The sequence below is a fragment of the Exiguobacterium sp. BMC-KP genome (assembly GCF_001275385.1).
Lineage (GTDB): Bacteria > Bacillota > Bacilli > Exiguobacteriales > Exiguobacteriaceae > Exiguobacterium_A.
Genome location: NZ_LGIW01000014.1, coordinates 35,355 through 52,366, shown reverse-complemented (window position 1 = coordinate 52,366; position 17,012 = coordinate 35,355). Strand labels below are relative to the sequence as shown.

Annotated in this window: 18 protein-coding genes; 10 read left to right on the top strand and 8 right to left on the bottom strand. The window is 48.2% G+C overall.

Annotation, left to right across the window (positions count from 1 at the left end; genetic code table 11):
- Positions 1–9 precede the first annotated feature (9 nt).
- The 4 genes from ADM98_RS04210 (at position 10) to ADM98_RS04195 (ending at position 4,488) form a co-directional block, all read left to right on the top strand.
- Complete coding sequence (locus ADM98_RS04210; protein ID WP_053452400.1) at positions 10–1,701, top strand: DHA2 family efflux MFS transporter permease subunit; 1,692 nt, start codon at positions 10–12, stop codon at positions 1,699–1,701.
- A gap of 130 nt (positions 1,702–1,831) precedes the next feature.
- On the top strand, positions 1,832–2,389 hold the full coding sequence (locus ADM98_RS04205) for a hypothetical protein (RefSeq protein ID WP_053452399.1): 558 nt from the start codon (positions 1,832–1,834) through the stop codon (positions 2,387–2,389).
- A gap of 123 nt (positions 2,390–2,512) precedes the next feature.
- The gene (locus ADM98_RS04200) at positions 2,513–3,070 is read left to right on the top strand and encodes a nitroreductase family protein (protein ID WP_053452398.1); all 558 of its coding nucleotides are present in this window, start codon (positions 2,513–2,515) and stop codon (positions 3,068–3,070) included.
- 221 nt (positions 3,071–3,291) lie between these two features.
- Complete coding sequence (locus ADM98_RS04195; protein ID WP_053452397.1) at positions 3,292–4,488, top strand: MFS transporter; 1,197 nt, start codon at positions 3,292–3,294, stop codon at positions 4,486–4,488.
- A 79-nt stretch (positions 4,489–4,567) separates the two neighbouring features.
- On the opposite strand, the gene ADM98_RS04190 is transcribed toward ADM98_RS04195, so the two are convergent.
- The 3 genes from ADM98_RS04190 to ADM98_RS04180 form a co-directional block, all read right to left on the bottom strand.
- Positions 4,568–4,867 carry a hypothetical protein gene (locus ADM98_RS04190; protein WP_053452396.1) on the bottom strand — a complete coding sequence of 100 codons (300 nt, stop codon included), beginning with the start codon at positions 4,865–4,867 and terminating at the stop codon, positions 4,568–4,570.
- A 68-nt stretch (positions 4,868–4,935) separates the two neighbouring features.
- Positions 4,936–5,388 (bottom strand): DUF4385 domain-containing protein, encoded by a 453-nt coding sequence (locus ADM98_RS04185; RefSeq protein ID WP_053452395.1) that lies wholly within the window; start codon positions 5,386–5,388, stop codon positions 4,936–4,938.
- A 49-nt stretch (positions 5,389–5,437) separates the two neighbouring features.
- Positions 5,438–6,067, bottom strand: coding sequence for a TetR/AcrR family transcriptional regulator (locus ADM98_RS04180; protein ID WP_053452394.1), 630 nt, complete (start codon positions 6,065–6,067; stop codon positions 5,438–5,440).
- Between the two features lie 108 nt (positions 6,068–6,175).
- On the opposite strand from ADM98_RS04180, the gene kynU reads away from it, so the two are divergent.
- The 4 genes from kynU to kynB are packed head-to-tail and all read left to right on the top strand — an operon-like array spanning position 6,176 to position 10,343.
- A complete protein-coding gene (gene kynU, locus ADM98_RS04175; RefSeq protein WP_053452393.1) occupies positions 6,176–7,453 on the top strand; it encodes a kynureninase in 1,278 nt (425 codons plus the stop codon).
- Positions 7,454–7,463: 10 nt separating this feature from the next.
- Positions 7,464–8,843: an amino acid permease gene (locus tag ADM98_RS04170; RefSeq protein WP_152910951.1), complete on the top strand. Its 1,380-nt coding sequence runs from the start codon at positions 7,464–7,466 to the stop codon at positions 8,841–8,843.
- A 23-nt stretch (positions 8,844–8,866) separates the two neighbouring features.
- Positions 8,867–9,706 (top strand): tryptophan 2,3-dioxygenase, encoded by an 840-nt coding sequence (gene kynA, locus ADM98_RS04165; protein ID WP_053452391.1) that lies wholly within the window; start codon positions 8,867–8,869, stop codon positions 9,704–9,706.
- A gap of 13 nt (positions 9,707–9,719) precedes the next feature.
- Positions 9,720–10,343 carry an arylformamidase gene (gene kynB / locus ADM98_RS04160; RefSeq protein ID WP_053452390.1) on the top strand — a complete coding sequence of 208 codons (624 nt, stop codon included), beginning with the start codon at positions 9,720–9,722 and terminating at the stop codon, positions 10,341–10,343.
- A 37-nt stretch (positions 10,344–10,380) separates the two neighbouring features.
- Here the strand turns inward: kynB and ADM98_RS04155 are convergent, their stop codons facing one another.
- The 3 genes from ADM98_RS04155 to cydD all read right to left on the bottom strand — a co-directional run bounded on the left by ADM98_RS04155 (position 10,381) and on the right by cydD (position 14,667).
- Positions 10,381–11,022, bottom strand: a complete 642-nt coding sequence (locus tag ADM98_RS04155; protein ID WP_053452389.1) for an alpha/beta hydrolase — start codon at positions 11,020–11,022, stop codon at positions 10,381–10,383.
- Between the two features lie 208 nt (positions 11,023–11,230).
- Positions 11,231–12,940 carry a thiol reductant ABC exporter subunit CydC gene (gene cydC, locus ADM98_RS04150; protein ID WP_053452388.1) on the bottom strand — a complete coding sequence of 570 codons (1,710 nt, stop codon included), beginning with the start codon at positions 12,938–12,940 and terminating at the stop codon, positions 11,231–11,233.
- A complete protein-coding gene (gene cydD, locus ADM98_RS04145; RefSeq protein ID WP_053452387.1) occupies positions 12,937–14,667 on the bottom strand; it encodes a thiol reductant ABC exporter subunit CydD in 1,731 nt (576 codons plus the stop codon). The genes cydC and cydD overlap by 4 nt, the downstream gene beginning before the upstream one ends.
- 208 nt (positions 14,668–14,875) lie before the next feature.
- Between cydD and ADM98_RS04140 the strand changes: the two genes are divergently transcribed.
- Positions 14,876–15,358 carry an Rrf2 family transcriptional regulator gene (locus ADM98_RS04140; RefSeq protein ID WP_029343142.1) on the top strand — a complete coding sequence of 161 codons (483 nt, stop codon included), beginning with the start codon at positions 14,876–14,878 and terminating at the stop codon, positions 15,356–15,358.
- 22 nt (positions 15,359–15,380) lie between these two features.
- Positions 15,381–15,749, top strand: coding sequence for a nuclear transport factor 2 family protein (locus tag ADM98_RS04135; protein ID WP_029343141.1), 369 nt, complete (start codon positions 15,381–15,383; stop codon positions 15,747–15,749).
- 62 nt (positions 15,750–15,811) lie between these two features.
- Here the strand turns inward: ADM98_RS04135 and ADM98_RS17310 are convergent, their stop codons facing one another.
- Both ADM98_RS17310 and ypfJ read right to left on the bottom strand, forming a co-directional pair.
- Positions 15,812–15,979: a hypothetical protein gene (locus tag ADM98_RS17310; protein ID WP_156501855.1), complete on the bottom strand. Its 168-nt coding sequence runs from the start codon at positions 15,977–15,979 to the stop codon at positions 15,812–15,814.
- 82 nt (positions 15,980–16,061) lie between these two features.
- Positions 16,062–16,904 (bottom strand): KPN_02809 family neutral zinc metallopeptidase, encoded by an 843-nt coding sequence (gene ypfJ / locus ADM98_RS04130; RefSeq protein WP_053452386.1) that lies wholly within the window; start codon positions 16,902–16,904, stop codon positions 16,062–16,064.
- Positions 16,905–17,012: the final 108 nt, after the last annotated feature.

Sequence of the window (17,012 nt, the reverse complement as noted above, 5' to 3'; positions counted from 1 at the left end):
GGGACGTTCATGTCTACTACCTTTTTATTCGGATATAGCGCGTTTACGATTCTGATCATCATCGGTGTCAACTGGATCGCCCGTCGAAGTCGCCCATCCAACATGGCACTGGCGACTGATGGACCGACACTTGAAGAATCACTTGAGACGGAACCAACGATGTCCGTGACACCTCCGGTCGCAACACCTCCAAAACAAGTTTCAACTGAAAACGTCAGTATTCCGAAAGTATTGACGGTTTTACTGATTGGTATGTTCATTGCTATTTTGAACCAAACATTGATTAATGTCGCGTTGCCGGTTCTGATCAATGACTTCAACGTTTCAACATCTACTGCTCAGTGGTTGACGACGGGCTTCATGCTCGTCAACGGAATCTTGATTCCGATCAGTGCCTTTTTGATGCGCAGTTATACGTTCCGCCAATTGTTCCTCGCTTCGATGACGCTCTTTTTCTTCGGATCGATCATCTGTTCGATGGCGATGAACTTCCCAGTTATGATGATTGGGCGTGTCGTTCAGGCAGCAGGTGCTGGTATCTTGATGCCGCTTGGATCGAACGTCTTCATGACGTTGTTCCCTCCGCATAAGCGTGGAGCCGCCATGGGGATGCTCGGGATCGCGATGATTCTCGCTCCAGCTGTCGGACCAACAATCACGGGATATGTCATCCAAAACTATGATTGGCATGTCATGTTTTATGCGATGTCGTTCTTTGGATTAGTGACGTTGTTACTCGGTGCAGCCTGGTTCCGTCTGACGCAGCCACTCTCAAAACCATCTTTTGATGCACTTGGTGTCTTATTCAGTACGATTGGGTTCGGTAGTCTCCTTTATGGTTTCAGTGAAGCTGGGAATGATGGCTGGGATAGCCCAATCGTCATCAGTACGATCGTCATCGGTTTAATCGGGATTGCGGCTTTTGCAATGCGTGAACTTTCGATGGAAGATCCAATGCTGAACATTCGTGTGTTGAAGGTGCCGGAATTTTCTTTCACGCTCTTCATCAATGTCATCGTTACGATGGCCTTGTTCGGCGGCATGTTGCTCTTACCGATCTATCTTCAAAGTATCCGCGGATTTTCACCGGTTGACTCCGGTCTTCTCCTTTTACCAGGTTCATTGATCATGGGGATCACTGGTCCTATTGCCGGTCGTTTATTTGACCGCTTCGGTATCCGCCCACTCGCCATCTTCGGTTTAACGTTGATGACTTACGGGACATGGGAATTGACGCAATTGAACATGGATACATCGTATTACTCAATCATGGGGATTTATATGCTTCGGTCATTCGGGATGGCATTCATCATGATGCCCATCATGACTGCCGGTATGAACGCCCTACCGATGAAGATGATTCCACACGGAAATGCAACGCAAAATACGCTCCGTCAGGTCGCCGGGTCCATCGGAACGGCGATTCTCGTCACCGTCATGACACGTCAAACGACGGCTCACTTGGCAGACGATGCGAATCAGTTCACGACTCTTGATCCGACGCTTTCACAACATCTAAATGATCTCGGACAACAACTTGGTAGTTCACAAGCTGCTTCGATGAGCTGGTTTACGACGCTGACGAAACAAGCGACGATTCAAGGAATCACCGATGCATTCTGGATTGCGACCGTCTTATCTGCGCTCGCATTAATTTTGTCCTTTTTCTTGCACGGGAAAAAGGAACCGAATCTAGATTAATTGACGACGGACCAGTTGATGTCACATCAGCTGGTCTTTTCTTATACTTTACGAAAAGTTCTTCTTTGCACTTCAGCTTTAAAATCGATACACTAGGGACAATGAGTTTCATATCTAAAGGAGATGCTTTATGGTTGCCTTTCTGCAATTTTATGCGTTCATCTTTGCTTGTTGTTTTGCTTGGCAAGTTGGTCGACCATCACCTTGGTCACAAAAGATCGTTCGTGCCTTTTTAACAAGTGTCAACGGGCTCTTCGTATTCGCACGTGCCTCGATTTCAATCTTTTTATTAGTTGGACCACTATTACTCGTCACATATCTTGTCTTTCCACGATTAATCACTTTTGAAAATGGTTTAGCAATGGTGATTAGTGTGCTCGTCATCGGACTAGTCGATCGTCTCGTCAGTCTTGTCGTCCTACCACTCATGCGTTCCTTTTTCCTAAAACGTCAACGCGTCATGCCACAATCGGTGGAAATGGTGCTCTATACGATGGCGATGGCAGTCTTGCTCTTTATTCAACTCCACGCTGTCCCTGGCGTTCAGATTCATGTAGCACTGACGATTTTCCTTGGGTTTACGATTTATTTCGCCCATTATTTATTTGCGCTGTACCGGATTCGTCTTATGAAAAAGAAACTAACGACCGTTGCTCAGGATCAAGACGAGGAACGAAAAGTCTCTTAATACGAATTCAATAAAAGATGATTTCCTCTCGGGAATCGTCTTTTTATTTTCTGACAAATAACGTTGACAATGATAATCGTTATCATTTATAGTGAAAAAGTACTCAGTGAGGAGATGAAACGGATGCATGCCCAACAAGTGATTGAAACACGCCGGTCGATCCGGTCCTATACGGAACAACCCGTTCCGGTCGAATTGGTAGAAGCATTGCTCGACACGGCGATTTATGCCCCGAATCATAAATTACGAGAACCTTGGCGCTTTGTTCTCGCAATCGAAGACGGACAAACACGGTACGTCGATGCCTTGATGGAGTTGCTGACAGCGCGCGGTCAATTCGAGACGAAGACGATCGAACAACGTCAGCAGGCGGAACAAAAATTACGGGAAGTCCCGGTTTATTTAACGGTACTTTGTCAGGTACAAGGAACACCGGATCAACAGCTAGAGGATACACTCGCAACAGCTGCCATGATTCAAAATCTACAGTTGGTGGCGACAGAGCGAGGTCTTGGTTGTTGCTGGAAGAGCGGAAAACATTGGTTTACACCAGAATATGCGTCTCTCGTCGGTGCTTCAGAAGAAGAGCGGGTTCTCGGTGTCATTCAAATTGGCTGGCCAGCCGTCGTTCCACCTGTTAAACCTAGAACGTCCGCAAAAGACAAGTTGACGCACTTTTAAGAGGTGCGCATTCTGCGAGCTACCCCTGCTCGCGCCAATCAAGCCCCAATTCAAAATAAAAACGTTCCGATGACGTCTCCCTCCCCAAATGGAGACGCAATCGGAACGTTTTTCTGTTAGAGAAATCCTTCATTATTGACAGTTCATTTAGCTTGATTCTAAGATAATGAAGGTGAAACAAATAACCGCTTACAGAAAGCGGGTCGAAAGAAGGGGTCCCCTTGCACGCGGATCAACGAAAAAAATTAACGGTCCTCATGATCAATATGTTCATTGCCGTCGGGAGCTTCGGGATCATCATTCCGATTCTTCCCGCTTACTTAGCATCAATTGGACAAGGTGGAACAGCTGCCGGATTGATGATTGCGATCTTTGCCGGAGCACAGCTCATAATGTCGCCGATCGCTGGAAAATGGGCTGATCAATACGGTCGTCGTAAGATGATCATTTACGGATTAATCGGCTTGACACTGTCGATGTTCGTCTTCTATTTCTCGAACTCCGTCACAGTACTGTACATTTCGCGCGCAATCGGTGGTGCTGGTGCCGCACTTCTGATTCCAGCCATTTTTGCTTACGTCGCGGATATCACGACGATGGATCAACGCGCAAAAGGAAACAGTTACGTCTCCGCTGCGATGTCACTCGGGATCGTCATCGGTCCCGGGATCGGTGGATTCCTCGCCGAATATGATTTAAAATTGCCGTTACTCGTCTCGGCGATCGTCTCTGGTGCAGCTGTCTTATTCAGTGTCTTGTTACTTCAAGAAAGCGAAAAACATGATGCGACGGCGATGGCACCTGACGAGGGATCGATGCTTCGAAAACTCGGCACATCGTTTAAGAAACCATACTTCGTACCGCTCGTCATTACACTCGTCATGAGTTTCGGTCTGATGGCGTACGAATCGGTACTCGGTTTGTTCGTCGATGATCAATTCGGTGCTTCACCGAAAGATATTGCGATCATGGTGACGTCGACCGGTATTATCAGCGTCATCGCTCAAATCTTCATTGTCGACAAGTTATCGCGTAGTCTGGGAGAAGGAAAGGTCTTGAACTTATTCCTCTTCATCGCAGCGCTCGGCTTCTTATTATCGCTATTAACATCAAGCTACGGTGGATTCTTTGCGATCACACTCGTCATCTTCCTTGCGACGTCGATTTTACGTCCTGTCTTGAATACGATGATTTCAAAGCTTGCTGGGAATGAACAAGGATTTGCCATGGGGATGAATAATGCTTATATGAGTATCGGGAACGTACTCGGACCAACACTCGCTGGTCTACTATATGACGTCAACATTCTCTATCCATTTGCGCTTGGTCTGATCTTCCTTGTCGTGACGTTCATTGGATCGTTCATCTGGCAAAAACGTCAAGCACGGTTGATTGCCAAGGTCGAACAAAGTTCTTAATTGCACCAAAAATAGCCTCGACTGCTCCATCCAATCGGACGGAGTAATCGAGGCTATTTCGTTTATTCCTATTTGTTCGTCATACGAATTGTTCCTCTGTTCCTGATACGAGCAGTTTCGCAACGATTTCTGTTAACAAGAAAACGAAGACGACTCCTGTAAAATCAAGCGTCAACCATGGCATAAGACCAAGACCTAGCAATAGTGTGCCAATCATCAATGAACGATATGAAGAAAAGGTCGGTCGATTCGGACGAAGACTCAGTAAGATACTGACAACACCAAGCACGATGAGCCACGTCACTGAAATATGATAGAAAAAGTGATCCACCAGTAAGAATAGACCGATCGGATACAGCGGAATCCACCAACGGTTCATACCAATGCCTCCCGTTTTTCTTTTCATTATCGCACCATTTGAATTGATTCCCTTTATTTTGAAATGACTTAACCGTATTGTTTTTGATGTGCGCGTTTGAGCTTGAGATATTCCTCATCCGCCCGAATTAAATCCCACTTTTCTTGGAAAATCGCAGCCGATTTGGCTTTTTCTTCATCGATATCGCGTATGTGCAATTCTTTTTTCTCTTTATCTTTATATTTGCGTCCACCCTTATAATTCGCGTAGCGTCGCGCGCGCGTATGACCCATCTGAATGAACTTCCGCGCCATGTCCATGCCGACGAAGTCCCCGTCCTCTTTATAAGCTAAATACATCTCATAAATTTTGTCGGACGATTCTCGAGCGATGTCCGGCGTCTTAAAACGCCAATGCGGCAAAATCTCACTTTTATATGGTTCGACGAGCAACACCCCTTGCTCTCCGCGCCCGACCCGGTATTTTTCCGGTTCCTTACGAAAATCAGTCGTCTTAAAATCGAGATCATAATCAAACGGCATCCCGGTCACGCTCCCTTCTACTCGGAAACGTTCCCTTCCCGCACACTCATCAATCCTCGATCCGGTAGAGTCCTTGCGTATAGATCGTCGCTAAGACGTGTGCGATTTCTTCAATCGTTGCCGTCGCCTCTTCACGGACGACTTCAAATAAGTACATCTCATTGGCAAAGAACCAGCCGCGGGCAACGAGCTTTGAATCAACATCTTGCCGCGCGAGTCCTGTCTCTTGCGCATACTGAATGTCTTGACTGATCCGATCAATGAATCGTTCCCGAATCGCTTTCCATTTTGCACGGACAATATAGGATACACCGATTGCTTGCTCGACAATCCGTAGCATTGCTCGTTCTTCTTCTGCAAGACGTAAGAAATCCGTTGCTTGCGTCACGATGCGTTCTTTCGCCTCCCTCGGCGTCGTCGGTTCAAATGTTCGTTCCGCAATCGCGTGAAAACGACTCATGACATCTTCCATCAAGACGACGAGTAGCTCATCTTTCCCTTCAAAATGGACATAAGCGGTTCCGTAACCGACGCCAGCTTGTTTAATGATTTGTGAAATCGTTGCCGTCTGAAAACCTTGTTCTAAGAAGACGTCACGTGCTGCACTCAACAGTTTCTCGCGTGTCCGCACCGTACGCAGGTGACGTTTATCGATTTTTTCTGGTTGAGAAGATGACATGTCCTTCACTCCTTTTGTTTTCTCTATTCGATAATATTGACACAATGTCAATTTGTTTGCTACGCTTTTGTCAAAATTGATTGAGCATTCATTTAAGGAGGATGACGTATGACATTGCAAGCAAAACGGACCGATGCCGTTACTCGGGACGAACAAGATGCTTTAGCCGCCTATCGTGATGAGTTTTATCTGCAACCGGGTAGTATCTATATGGATGGAAATTCGCTCGGATTGTTATCAAAACGTGCTGAGAAGACGTTACTCGAGTCGCTATCAGATTGGAAAGAACTCGGCATCGATGGCTGGATGAAGGGACGTCATCCTTGGTTTGAATTATCAGAACGACTCGCTGCCCTCAACGCACCATTGATTGGCGCTCAGGCAGAAGAAGTCATGGTCACTGGTTCAACGACCGTCAATCTCCATCAACTCGTCGCGACATTCTTCCAACCGACAGAAGGACGCGATAAGATTTTAGCCGATGCACTGACGTTCCCGTCAGACATCTATGCCCTCCAAAGTCAACTTCGTTTGCGCGGGCTTGATCCAGAGACACACCTCATCCAAGTGCCGAGTCGTGATGGTCGCTTTTTAGAAGAAGACGATATCATTGCTGCCATGACAGACGATATCGCTTTGATCGTCTTGCCGGCCGTGCTGTACCGGAGCGGACAGATTCTCGACATGGAACGTCTGACGAAAGCCGCACACGACCGCGGTATCTTGATCGGTTTTGATGGCTGTCACTCGGTCGGGGCCGTTCCGCATGCTTTCCATGACTGGGATGTTGATTTTGCCTACTGGTGCAATTACAAACACTTAAACGGTGGTCCTGGAACAGTTGGTGGATTATTCGTCCACGAACGTCATTTTGGAACACTGCCTGGTCTGACGGGCTGGTTCGGTTCACGCAAGGACAAGCAGTTTGATATGGATCATACGATGACACCGGCTGCGCATGCCGGAGCATTCCAAATCGGCACACCACACGTCTTAAGTCTCGCCCCACAAATCGGTGCGTTAGAGATGTTCGAAGAAGTCGGTATCGAAGCCGTCCGGACGAAATCACTCGCCTTGACACAGTACATGATGGAACTCGTCGAGCAAGAGTTAGCACCATACGGTTTCGTCATCGGGAACCCGGTCGACGACAAACGCCGTGGTGCGCACCTCAGTCTCGAGCATCCGGAAGCAGCACGGATTTGTAAAGCACTCAAGGAACATCGGATCATTCCTGATTTCCGGGCACCGAACATCGTTCGCTTAGCACCGGTTGCGCTCTACAATACGTTCACTGATGTCTATGACGTTATCGCGACACTCAAACAAATCATGGAAGATAAAGAATACGAACGTTTCGCGAATGAACGCGAAGTCGTTGCTTAAGGAGTACACTATGGAACAACCTACTGAACTACGGCGTGAACTCAAGACACGCCAACTCACGATGATCGCGATGGGATGTGCGATCGGAACGGGTCTCTTCCTCGGAAGTGGACTGGCGATCGGACTTGCCGGTCCGAGCGTTCTGATCAGTTACGCAGTCGGCGCCTTCATCGTCTTACTCTTAATGGGCTGCCTCGCTGAAATGACGGTTGCCCATCCAACATCCGGCTCGTTCGGGACGATTGCGGAACGTTATATTAGTCCCTACGCCGGTTTCCTCGTCCGCTATTCGTACTGGATTGCAAACGTCCTTGCGATCGGTGTCGAAGTCAGTGCGATTGCGATTTATATGAAATACTGGTTCCCAGACATTCCCGGATTCGTTTGGATTCTCGTGTTTGCTGCCGCATTGATTTACATCAATGCCACGACGGTCAATACGTTCGCTACTTTTGAATACTGGTTCTCGGTCATTAAAATCAGTGCGATCTTGCTGTTTATCTTACTCGGTGCCTATTTAGTCATCGGTAGTCCGAGTCCTGAGATTGGTCCGCAAAACTTTACGAATGATGGTGGTTTCATGCCATTTGGTTTCTCCGGTCTCTGGATTGCGATCTTCATCTCCTTGTTCAGCTTCCTTGGAACAGAATTGATTGCTGTCACTGCCGGTGAAGCAAAGGATCCGGACGTCGCTGTACCGAAAGCATTAAAAGCGACAGTCTTCCGTCTCTCGACGTTTTACGTCATCACGATTGCTTTGATGTTGATGATCGTGCCATGGCAACAAGCAGGTGGCGTCGATCAAAGTCCGTTCGTTAAAGTAATGGAGATGCTATCGATTCCGTATGCGGGTGGCATCATGAACTTCATCATCCTGACGGCAGCTCTATCTGCGATGAACAGTCAACTGTACGCTTCGACGCGAATGATGTACTCGTTATCGAAAGCAACGTACGCACCAAAAGTGTTTGGTCGCCTAAATCATAAAGGTGTGCCCCTCTTCGCACTCGCCGTATCGACGATTGGGATTTTCCTTGCTGCGATCATCAGCAGTCAGTCGAGCGTCTCATATCCATTCATGATGGGGATTTCGATGTTCGGAGCAATCTTCACGTGGTTCATGATTTTCATCTCCCACCTCTACTTCCGTAAAGCGTGGGAACGCGAAGGCGGACGGACGTTACCGGTCCGGATGATGGGCTATCCATATCTGACGGTTCTCGGTGCGTTGCTCTTATTCGCACTCGTACTGACGACATGGTTCACCGATTTCCAAATCGTCTTGAAGTTTGGTGTACCGTGGTTATTGTTCTTGTCTGTTGCATATTTCTTCTGGAAACGAGCACACCCGGAACAACCGACGACCGCTCAAAAACGAAAACTGAATTAATTCGATAAAGGGGATGAACAGGTATGGAAAAGACTGATCCTACGTCTATTGAAGCATCGATTCAAACGGATTTTAAGAAAGACATGTCCTACGGAGACTACTTGCAATTAGATCCTTTGCTTACGAGTCAACATCGCTTATCGGGGCATCATGACGAGATGTTGTTCATCATCATTCATCAGACGAGCGAACTATGGATGAAGTTGATTTTGCATGAGATGCGTGCGGCAACGCAAGCCGTTGCAAATGATGATCTCGAATCATCATTTAAGATGCTCGCACGGATCTCAAAGATTCAGCATCAGTTGATCCAGTCGTGGAATGTTCTGTCGACCTTGACCCCTGCCGAATATTTGGAATTCCGCGATGCTCTCGGTCATTCATCCGGATTCCAATCGTATCAAAACCGGCAAATCGAATTTGCGCTCGGCTTCAAAAATGAGCAGATGCTAAAAGTGTACGCGCATGACGAAACACTCTATCCGATGATGCTCGAAGACTTGAAGACACCAAGCATCTACGACGAAACGATCCGAGCGATGGCACGACATGGACTACCAATCGATAAGTCTGTCCTCGAACGTGATGTTACACAAGACTGGACACCGAATGCGAGTGTCGAGGCTGCTTGGGCAAGCGTCTATCGAGATGTCGAGCGGTACTGGGATCTGTATGAACTCGGCGAAAAACTACTTGATATCGGGAGTCAGCAACAGATGTGGCGCTTTAACCATATGAGTACCGTCGAGCGGATCATCGGACAGAAGCCAGGAACAGGTGGCTCGTCTGGTGTCAGTTATCTACGGCGTGTGCTCGACCACCGGTTCTTCCCAGAACTATGGTCGGTCCGCACGACATTATGAGGAGGATTTAGCAATGACGCGATGGATTGATGTTTCACAACCACTTGATCGCCACGTCACGACGTGGCCGGGCGATACACCATTTGAGGCCACACTGACATGGAATAAAGCAGACACCGGTTCCGTCAACGTCGGCAAAGTAACGATGAGTCTGCATACCGGTACTCATGTCGATGCACCATTTCATTTTGATGATGCGGGGCAAAAAATCATCGATCTGGATCCGGATCTCTATATCGGACATGCTCGTGTCATTTACTTGCCGGGTCGAACAGAAATTACAGCTGCCGATTTGGAAGGATTTGATCTCACTGACGTCCGACGCTTGATCATCAAAACGGATGGTTGGATTGATAAGTCGACTTTCCCAGAAACGATTCCCGTGTTGACGCCAAGTCTTGCCGAGCGACTCGGAGAACTTGGAGTTTCGCTGATCGGGCTGGATTTACCAAGCGTTGATGCGATCGATAGCAAGGAGATGGCAGCCCATCACTCCCTCGCGCAACATGGTGTCCATATCCTTGAAGGACTTGTTCTCGATGCGATCACACCTGGCGATTACCACCTGAATGCCGTCCCGCTACCGCTCGTCGATGGCGACGGTAGTCCCGTCCGTGCCTTACTTCGTCCATACTAAAAAATCCGTCCAGCAGAGAATCTGCTGGACGGATTTTTTACTGATGTAGCGATTCAAACAAACTCACTTCGATCTGACGAATAACGTGTCCAAGAACTGCAAGTGACGAATCGACCTCAAATCCTTGATCGAGTGAATGATTCGCTCCTTCGATAACATCGATCATTAATTGTGATGTCTGACATGTTTCAAGTGCTGCCTCATCATAAAACTTATCAGCCGTGCCAATGACAATCAGTCCAGCTTGCGTCGATGTGACGATTTGCTCGACCACTTCGGCTTTAAGAACGGGTGTTAAAAAGACGAAGCGTGCTGTCTGTAGATTTGGTTTAGCAAGTAACGCAGCAAGCGGAATCGTTCCTAACGACTTCGCAATGAACTGGACGTTTTCATATGCATGCTTCTCTAGTACTTCTGAGACGACAGCGTCGACCCGGCGCGTCATACAGGCATTTGATTCCGCGTCTGACATCGAAAATAATTCTTCCGTCACGTAGTGAATACAGATGACATCGATGCCTCGAGCGAGTAGTGCCATCCGGCTGTAGTAAAAGTAAGGATGGTCGTATAAGTAAGACGCTCCCGAAATCAAGAAGCAGACCTGTTTTGATCCCATTTGAAAATGATCATACGAAATGGTCGTCTGATCGACGACGATGGATGACTGCTCGATCCGCATGAAATCCCCCCCATGTTTTTTCTAGACTTTACCATTTCAGAGGTGGACTGTCATGTCTTTTTGACTCTTTCTTATTTCATGTAGGAGTCAAAGATGAATCTGCTTCTTCGCCCATTTAACAAAAAAGGTCGCTTTCCGATTTTTCATTCGGAAAACGACCTTTTGTTCGTCAAACATTTGTTGATTGATCTCTATCTTTTACTACTTATTAGCCAATCGGAGCAAACACAGACTGTTCGACTTGTTTTAACTCATAGAACGCTCCTTGTCGCGCCATCAATTCGGTATACGTTCCGACTTCGATGACGTGACCTTGATCCATGACGATGATTTGATCCATCGCTTCAAGACCCGCTAACCGGTGGCTGACGAGGACAAGTGTCGCGTCCTCCGCTCGCGTGAACAATCGATCGAGAATCATATGTTCCGTCAAAGCATCAACGGAAGATGTCGGTTCGTCAAGCAAGTAAAGCGACGCTTCCCGCAAAAGCACACGAGCAATCGCTAGCCGCTGCTTTTCTCCTCCAGACAAGTTCTCGCCTTTTTCAAATACACGATCGTTTAATTCGAACGTCGTTAACCCAACATCATCGAGCGCTTGACGCATCGCCTCGTCCGTTGCTGCTTCGTTCGCAAGCAATAGATTATCGCGAAGCGTTCCATAAAAGTAATGATTCTGTTGCAGGACGACATTTGCGTGTTGCCAAAGTCCTTCCGGATCAACCGTCTGACTGTCTTGACCAGCAATCGTTAATCCGTCCGTCGGATACATCCGTAGCATCAATTGAAGTAACGTTGATTTCCCGGAACCACTCGCTCCTACGATCGCCGTCTTCTTGCCGGCAGGAATCGAGACGGTGACGTCACGTAAGACCGGACGCGGTGCATCAGGGAAAGTGAACGTCAACGCTTTCGTTTCAAAGGATGGTGCCTGATCGAGGACGAACGGAGTGTACGTTGGCTCCTCTTGCTCGGTCACGACCTCATCGAGTCGTTTCGCAGCATGCCGGCTATCTTCGAAGAAGCCCGGTAAAATCGCCATCGGCGCCGCATTCTCAAAGACCGTCAGCGATGTCATGACGAGTAAAGCGAGGAAAACTCCCTCGAGTTGTCCACTTGCGACGAGATAAGCACCAACACCGAGGACAAGCCATGAAATGATCAGCGTCACCATCGTATTCAAAGCAAGGTTCGAGACGGCGTGTAATCCGTTCCGTTTTTCTTCCTCGACATACCGTTTTGCGACGGCATTCAAGTCCTGTTCTTTTTGATCAAGTTGCTGGTAAATCTTTAAGTCACGATAGCCTTGGAACAATTCTGTCACTTCTGTCGACAGATCACCACGGCGGACACGGACCGAACGTGCGAAACGTTGTTCGCGGTACGCGAACCAACCCGGAATCAAGAAACCGGTCAGAATCAAACCAAGCAATAGAATCCCGGCAATCGTCCACGAGAAGAAACTGACGAAAAAGATCGTACAGAAGAAGACAAGCAACAAGACGATCGGTGGATAAAGAACACGTAAGAACGTATTTTGCAGACTTTCGACGTCACCGACGATCCGAGCAAGTAAGTCCCCACTCCGGTATTTGCCGAAAATTCCTGGCGCGAGCGGCTCGAGTCTCCGGTAGAACGACGTCCGGATATCACTAAGGATCGTAAACGTCGCCCGGTGCGAATAATAACGTTCCGCATACCGACTGACGGCGCGCGTCAGACTCGAGATTTTTTGTAGCGCAATCAGGACGGCAAGCGTCTGAATCGGTGGCAACAAGGCTGCCTTTGAAATCAGGTAACCACTTGCTGCGAATAAACCGACCGCTGTCACTCCGGCGAGGACACCGAAGAAGATCGACCAGGCGATATCGCGTTTTTGATGCACCATCAACCGAAAGACTCCTAGTAGTTCCTTCATCGTGTTTCCTCCCCTCTCTGGACGCTACGCATCCGAGCATATTCCGAATCACGTCCAAGCAGTTCATCGTGAGTGCCACGATCGACGATTCGTCCGCCATCGAGGACGACGATTTGATCTGAGCGCTCGATCGTATGCAGACGGTGTGCGACAGTAATGACTGTCGCTGCTTGTCCAAGCTGTTCGATCGCTTGTTGAAGCAGTCGCTCCGTTTTGACGTCGAGTCCTGTCGTCGGTTCATCAAAGACGATGACGTTCGGTCGTTTCAAGAACGCTCGTGCCAGCGCAACACGCTGTTTCTCGCCACCTGATAGACCACGTCCGCCTTCTCCGATCACTGTGTCGATCCCTTTAGGTAACGTCGCAATCAGCTCCTCGAGCCCTGCTGCCTGCGCCGCCTCAAAAATCTCTTCCGGCGTCGCTTGACGGAGTTCACCGATCGCGATGTTTTCTGCCAGCGTTCCGGCATACAGATACGGATGCTGCGAGATGTAGCTCAACTGACGGAACCAGCTCGCTTCCTCCACCTGACTGCGATTAACCCCGTCAAGCAGAATCCGTCCTTCTTTTGGATCCGCGAGTCCGGCAATCAACTGTAAGACAGTCGACTTACCGGCACCACTGCGACCAATCAACGCCACCTTTTGATACGGTTCGATCGCAAGTGTCACGTCTTGTAAGGCAAAACGTCCTTCTTGATACGTAAAATCAACTTCATCCAAAACGATTCGTGGTGGACGATCGGTCGCAAGTTCCGATTGACCGAAGGCAGTAGGACGATCGTCTGCCGTCAGTTCGGCTGCGATCTGTTTCGCTGCCGCGACACTACCGCGTCCCGTATGGAAGGCAGCTCCCATCTCTTTTAAGGCAAGATAGTATTCTGGTGCCAACACGAGCATCAAGAACGCCGGGATGAAGGTGATGCTTTGGAACAAAATCAAGCGCAGACTGACTTCAAGTGCGATCATTCCCATGCTGAGCATCGAGATGAACTCAAGCATTAACGACGACAAGAAGGCGAGCTTCAAAACCGTTAACGTCGCATCCCGGAAATCAAGACTGCTTTTTTCGATGACGTCACGTTGTCGTTTCGCACGACCAAATAACTTCAAGGTCGTCAGTCCTTGCAACGTATCGAGAAACGTTCCCGAGAACGCCGTCATCTTCTCGAGTTGAGCATCCGCCCGCTTTTGCGTCATGATGCCGATGATGATATAGAACAACGGAATGAACGGTGCTGTGATCATCATGACGAGACCGGTGATCCAGTCATAGCTGAATGCCGCGATCAAGACCATCAAGGGAACAATCGTCGTCTGGACGACTTTCGGCAAGTATTGACTATAATAGCTGTCCATCTCGTCTACAGCGTCGAGCAAAACACTGACCTTCTGTCCCACTTGCCCTTGTAGCATCATTTCGACCGAACGACCTGTGTATTTCGCGACGAGTGCTTCCCGAAGCGCCTGCTTCATGTGTGCCGATAACGTCGTACCGAGACGACCGTTCCAATACGTCACGGCGACCCGGAGCAACAGCATCCCGAGGACGACGAGTAGTAACGGAATGACGGCTTCAAACGGTTGTTCCTTCAGGAAAATCCGATCGACCGTCAACACGATACCATACGATTGACCGACGACCGCAACCCCCATCAGGAAAGCTGCCATGATGAATTGAATAAGAATACTACGTGGAATCTGAACGATTCCTTTTAATGGATTCATATACAAACGTCCTTTCACAAAGTGTGAACGACTTTTAGTGAATATTTTCACATATCGTACATTTAGTATACCGAATCCGGAACGGGGATGCCATGCAGATGCTGTCGAAAAGGTGTGACGGTTTTGTGAGAGCATATGACTCGACAATTCTTTCGAATAAAACTATTATGGATATACATTATCCACGTTTAACGAAAGGAGATTTCTCATGCAAATGAAAACCGGGGTCGAGCAATCCGTCTATGCGATGTTGCTTTTGACCTTCCTTCCGGATCGCGCTGTGTTGCCCGGTGAATTCATCAGCCAGCAACTCGGTGCCTCGCCGACTTATTTTCAAAAGCTCTTACGAAAACTCGTCCAGGCGGATCTATTGTATTCCGTACCGGGTGTCAAAGGGGGCTTTCGCTTACGACGTCCGGCAGACGAAATTCAAATCTTTGACGTCTATCAAGCGATCGAGGGCAAACAGACGTTGTATGCGTCAAGCGGTGTCTTCGAGGATTTGATGGGAATTCAGGAACAGGAAATCGGTCTACTCTCGAATCTGATGACAGAGGCGGAAGATGCGTGGCAATCGACGTTGAAGCGCGAATCGATCGGCTCGATCCGTCAAGCGATCGATGCCTCCTGTCCACCGGAGCATTTAGAACGATTGCATGCGTTAATCACAGACCGGATGATGACACTTTAATGTACAGAAAGAGGTTTTTACTATGGTATTGAATCGTTATTTCGACTTATTCGACGCGTCACGCACAGACGCACAAGCTTTCGAGGATCTCGTTTCCTTATTCACGACAGACATCACGTTCGTCCTGAACGGACAACCAAAGCACGGCATCGACGCCTGGAAACAGTTCGTCCGTCATGTGTTTACGGCGAATCAAGACATTAAGCACATGTACGCAGGCTGGGAAGAAACAACACCAGGAACATATGAAACACGCTGGGCAGTTTGCGGAAAACGGGCAGATGGTAGTGTCTTCACGCAAGACGGAAAAGATATCGCACGTCTCGATGAAAACGGACGGATCGCTTACCTGGAGAACGTTCCAGATGATCCGACGATGTTCCGTTCATAAGATGGCTTTTAAATACCAAAAAACCTGTGTTCCGCGTAAGCAGAACACAGGTTTTTTGGTATTTAGCGCTTCAGTACGAGCCGTTTCAATAAATAGCCCGTGATGACAAGTAACGATGCAATCGCGATATAGACCATGTAGACCAACAAGTCTGGCGCAAATCGTGACACGATGTACGTCAATACGACAACAGCTGTATACAGCAACAAAAATAGACTGATCTGCTTCAACTTTGACACTCCCTTTTGAATCCTTCCCTCTTCTTTACGGAAACGACTGGAAGATGTTTCAAAAGGACTGTCGTTTTCTGTCCTATAGATTCTTCGCTTTGAATGTGTCTCCACCTTCGATCGTGCCGTTATCAAAGCCTTTTTGGAACCAACGCTCCCGTTGCGCCGATGTGCCGTGAGTGAAACTTTCCGGTACGACATATCCTTGTCCTTTCTCTTGTAACGTATCATCCCCGACAGCATTCGCTGCCGTCAACGCTTCTTCGAGATCGCCTTCTTCGAGCAAGTTTTCTCCTTGCGCATGATGCGCCCAGACGCCGGCATAATAATCTGCCTGTAGCTCGAATCGAACGAGGTACTTGTTGAACTTCTCCTCACTCATTTGCTCTCGAAGTGGCATGATCTCATCCGACTTTCCGAGTAACGTCTGGACATGGTGTCCGACTTCATGTGCAATGACATATGCCATCGCAAAATCGCCCGGTGCCCCGTACTTCGTCTGCAGTTCATCATAAAAGCTTAAATCAATGTATAATTTCTGATCACCGGGACAATAAAAGGGACCGACGGACTTCCCTGCTTGTCCGCAAGCCGAACTGACTTGATCCGTATATAAGACGAGCTTCGGTTTTTTATAGGTCTTACCATCTTCTTTGAATTCTTTCGTCCAGACCCGTTCCGTATCTGCTAAGACGACGGAGACGAAGTCCGCTGCTTCTTTTTCCTGTGCTGTTTCTTCATATGTCGTATTTTGCTGATTCCCACCGGTTAAGTCTCCGAGTAATTCAGCTGGATTACCGCCCATCAAGGTGATGACGATCAGCAGGATGATCCCGACACCACCACCGATGCCGGCAATTCCTTTCCCTCCCATTCCCCGTCGATCCTCAACGTTCGAACTCCGTTCTCTTCCCTTCCATTTCATACGCTTTCCTCCTACTCGTTTCGTTGTAGGTCTTTACCCGGAAGCCTTTCTCCTTAACGCTCCGACTTATGGCGGACGGAAATTCAACCGATCATTGCTAAAATAAGT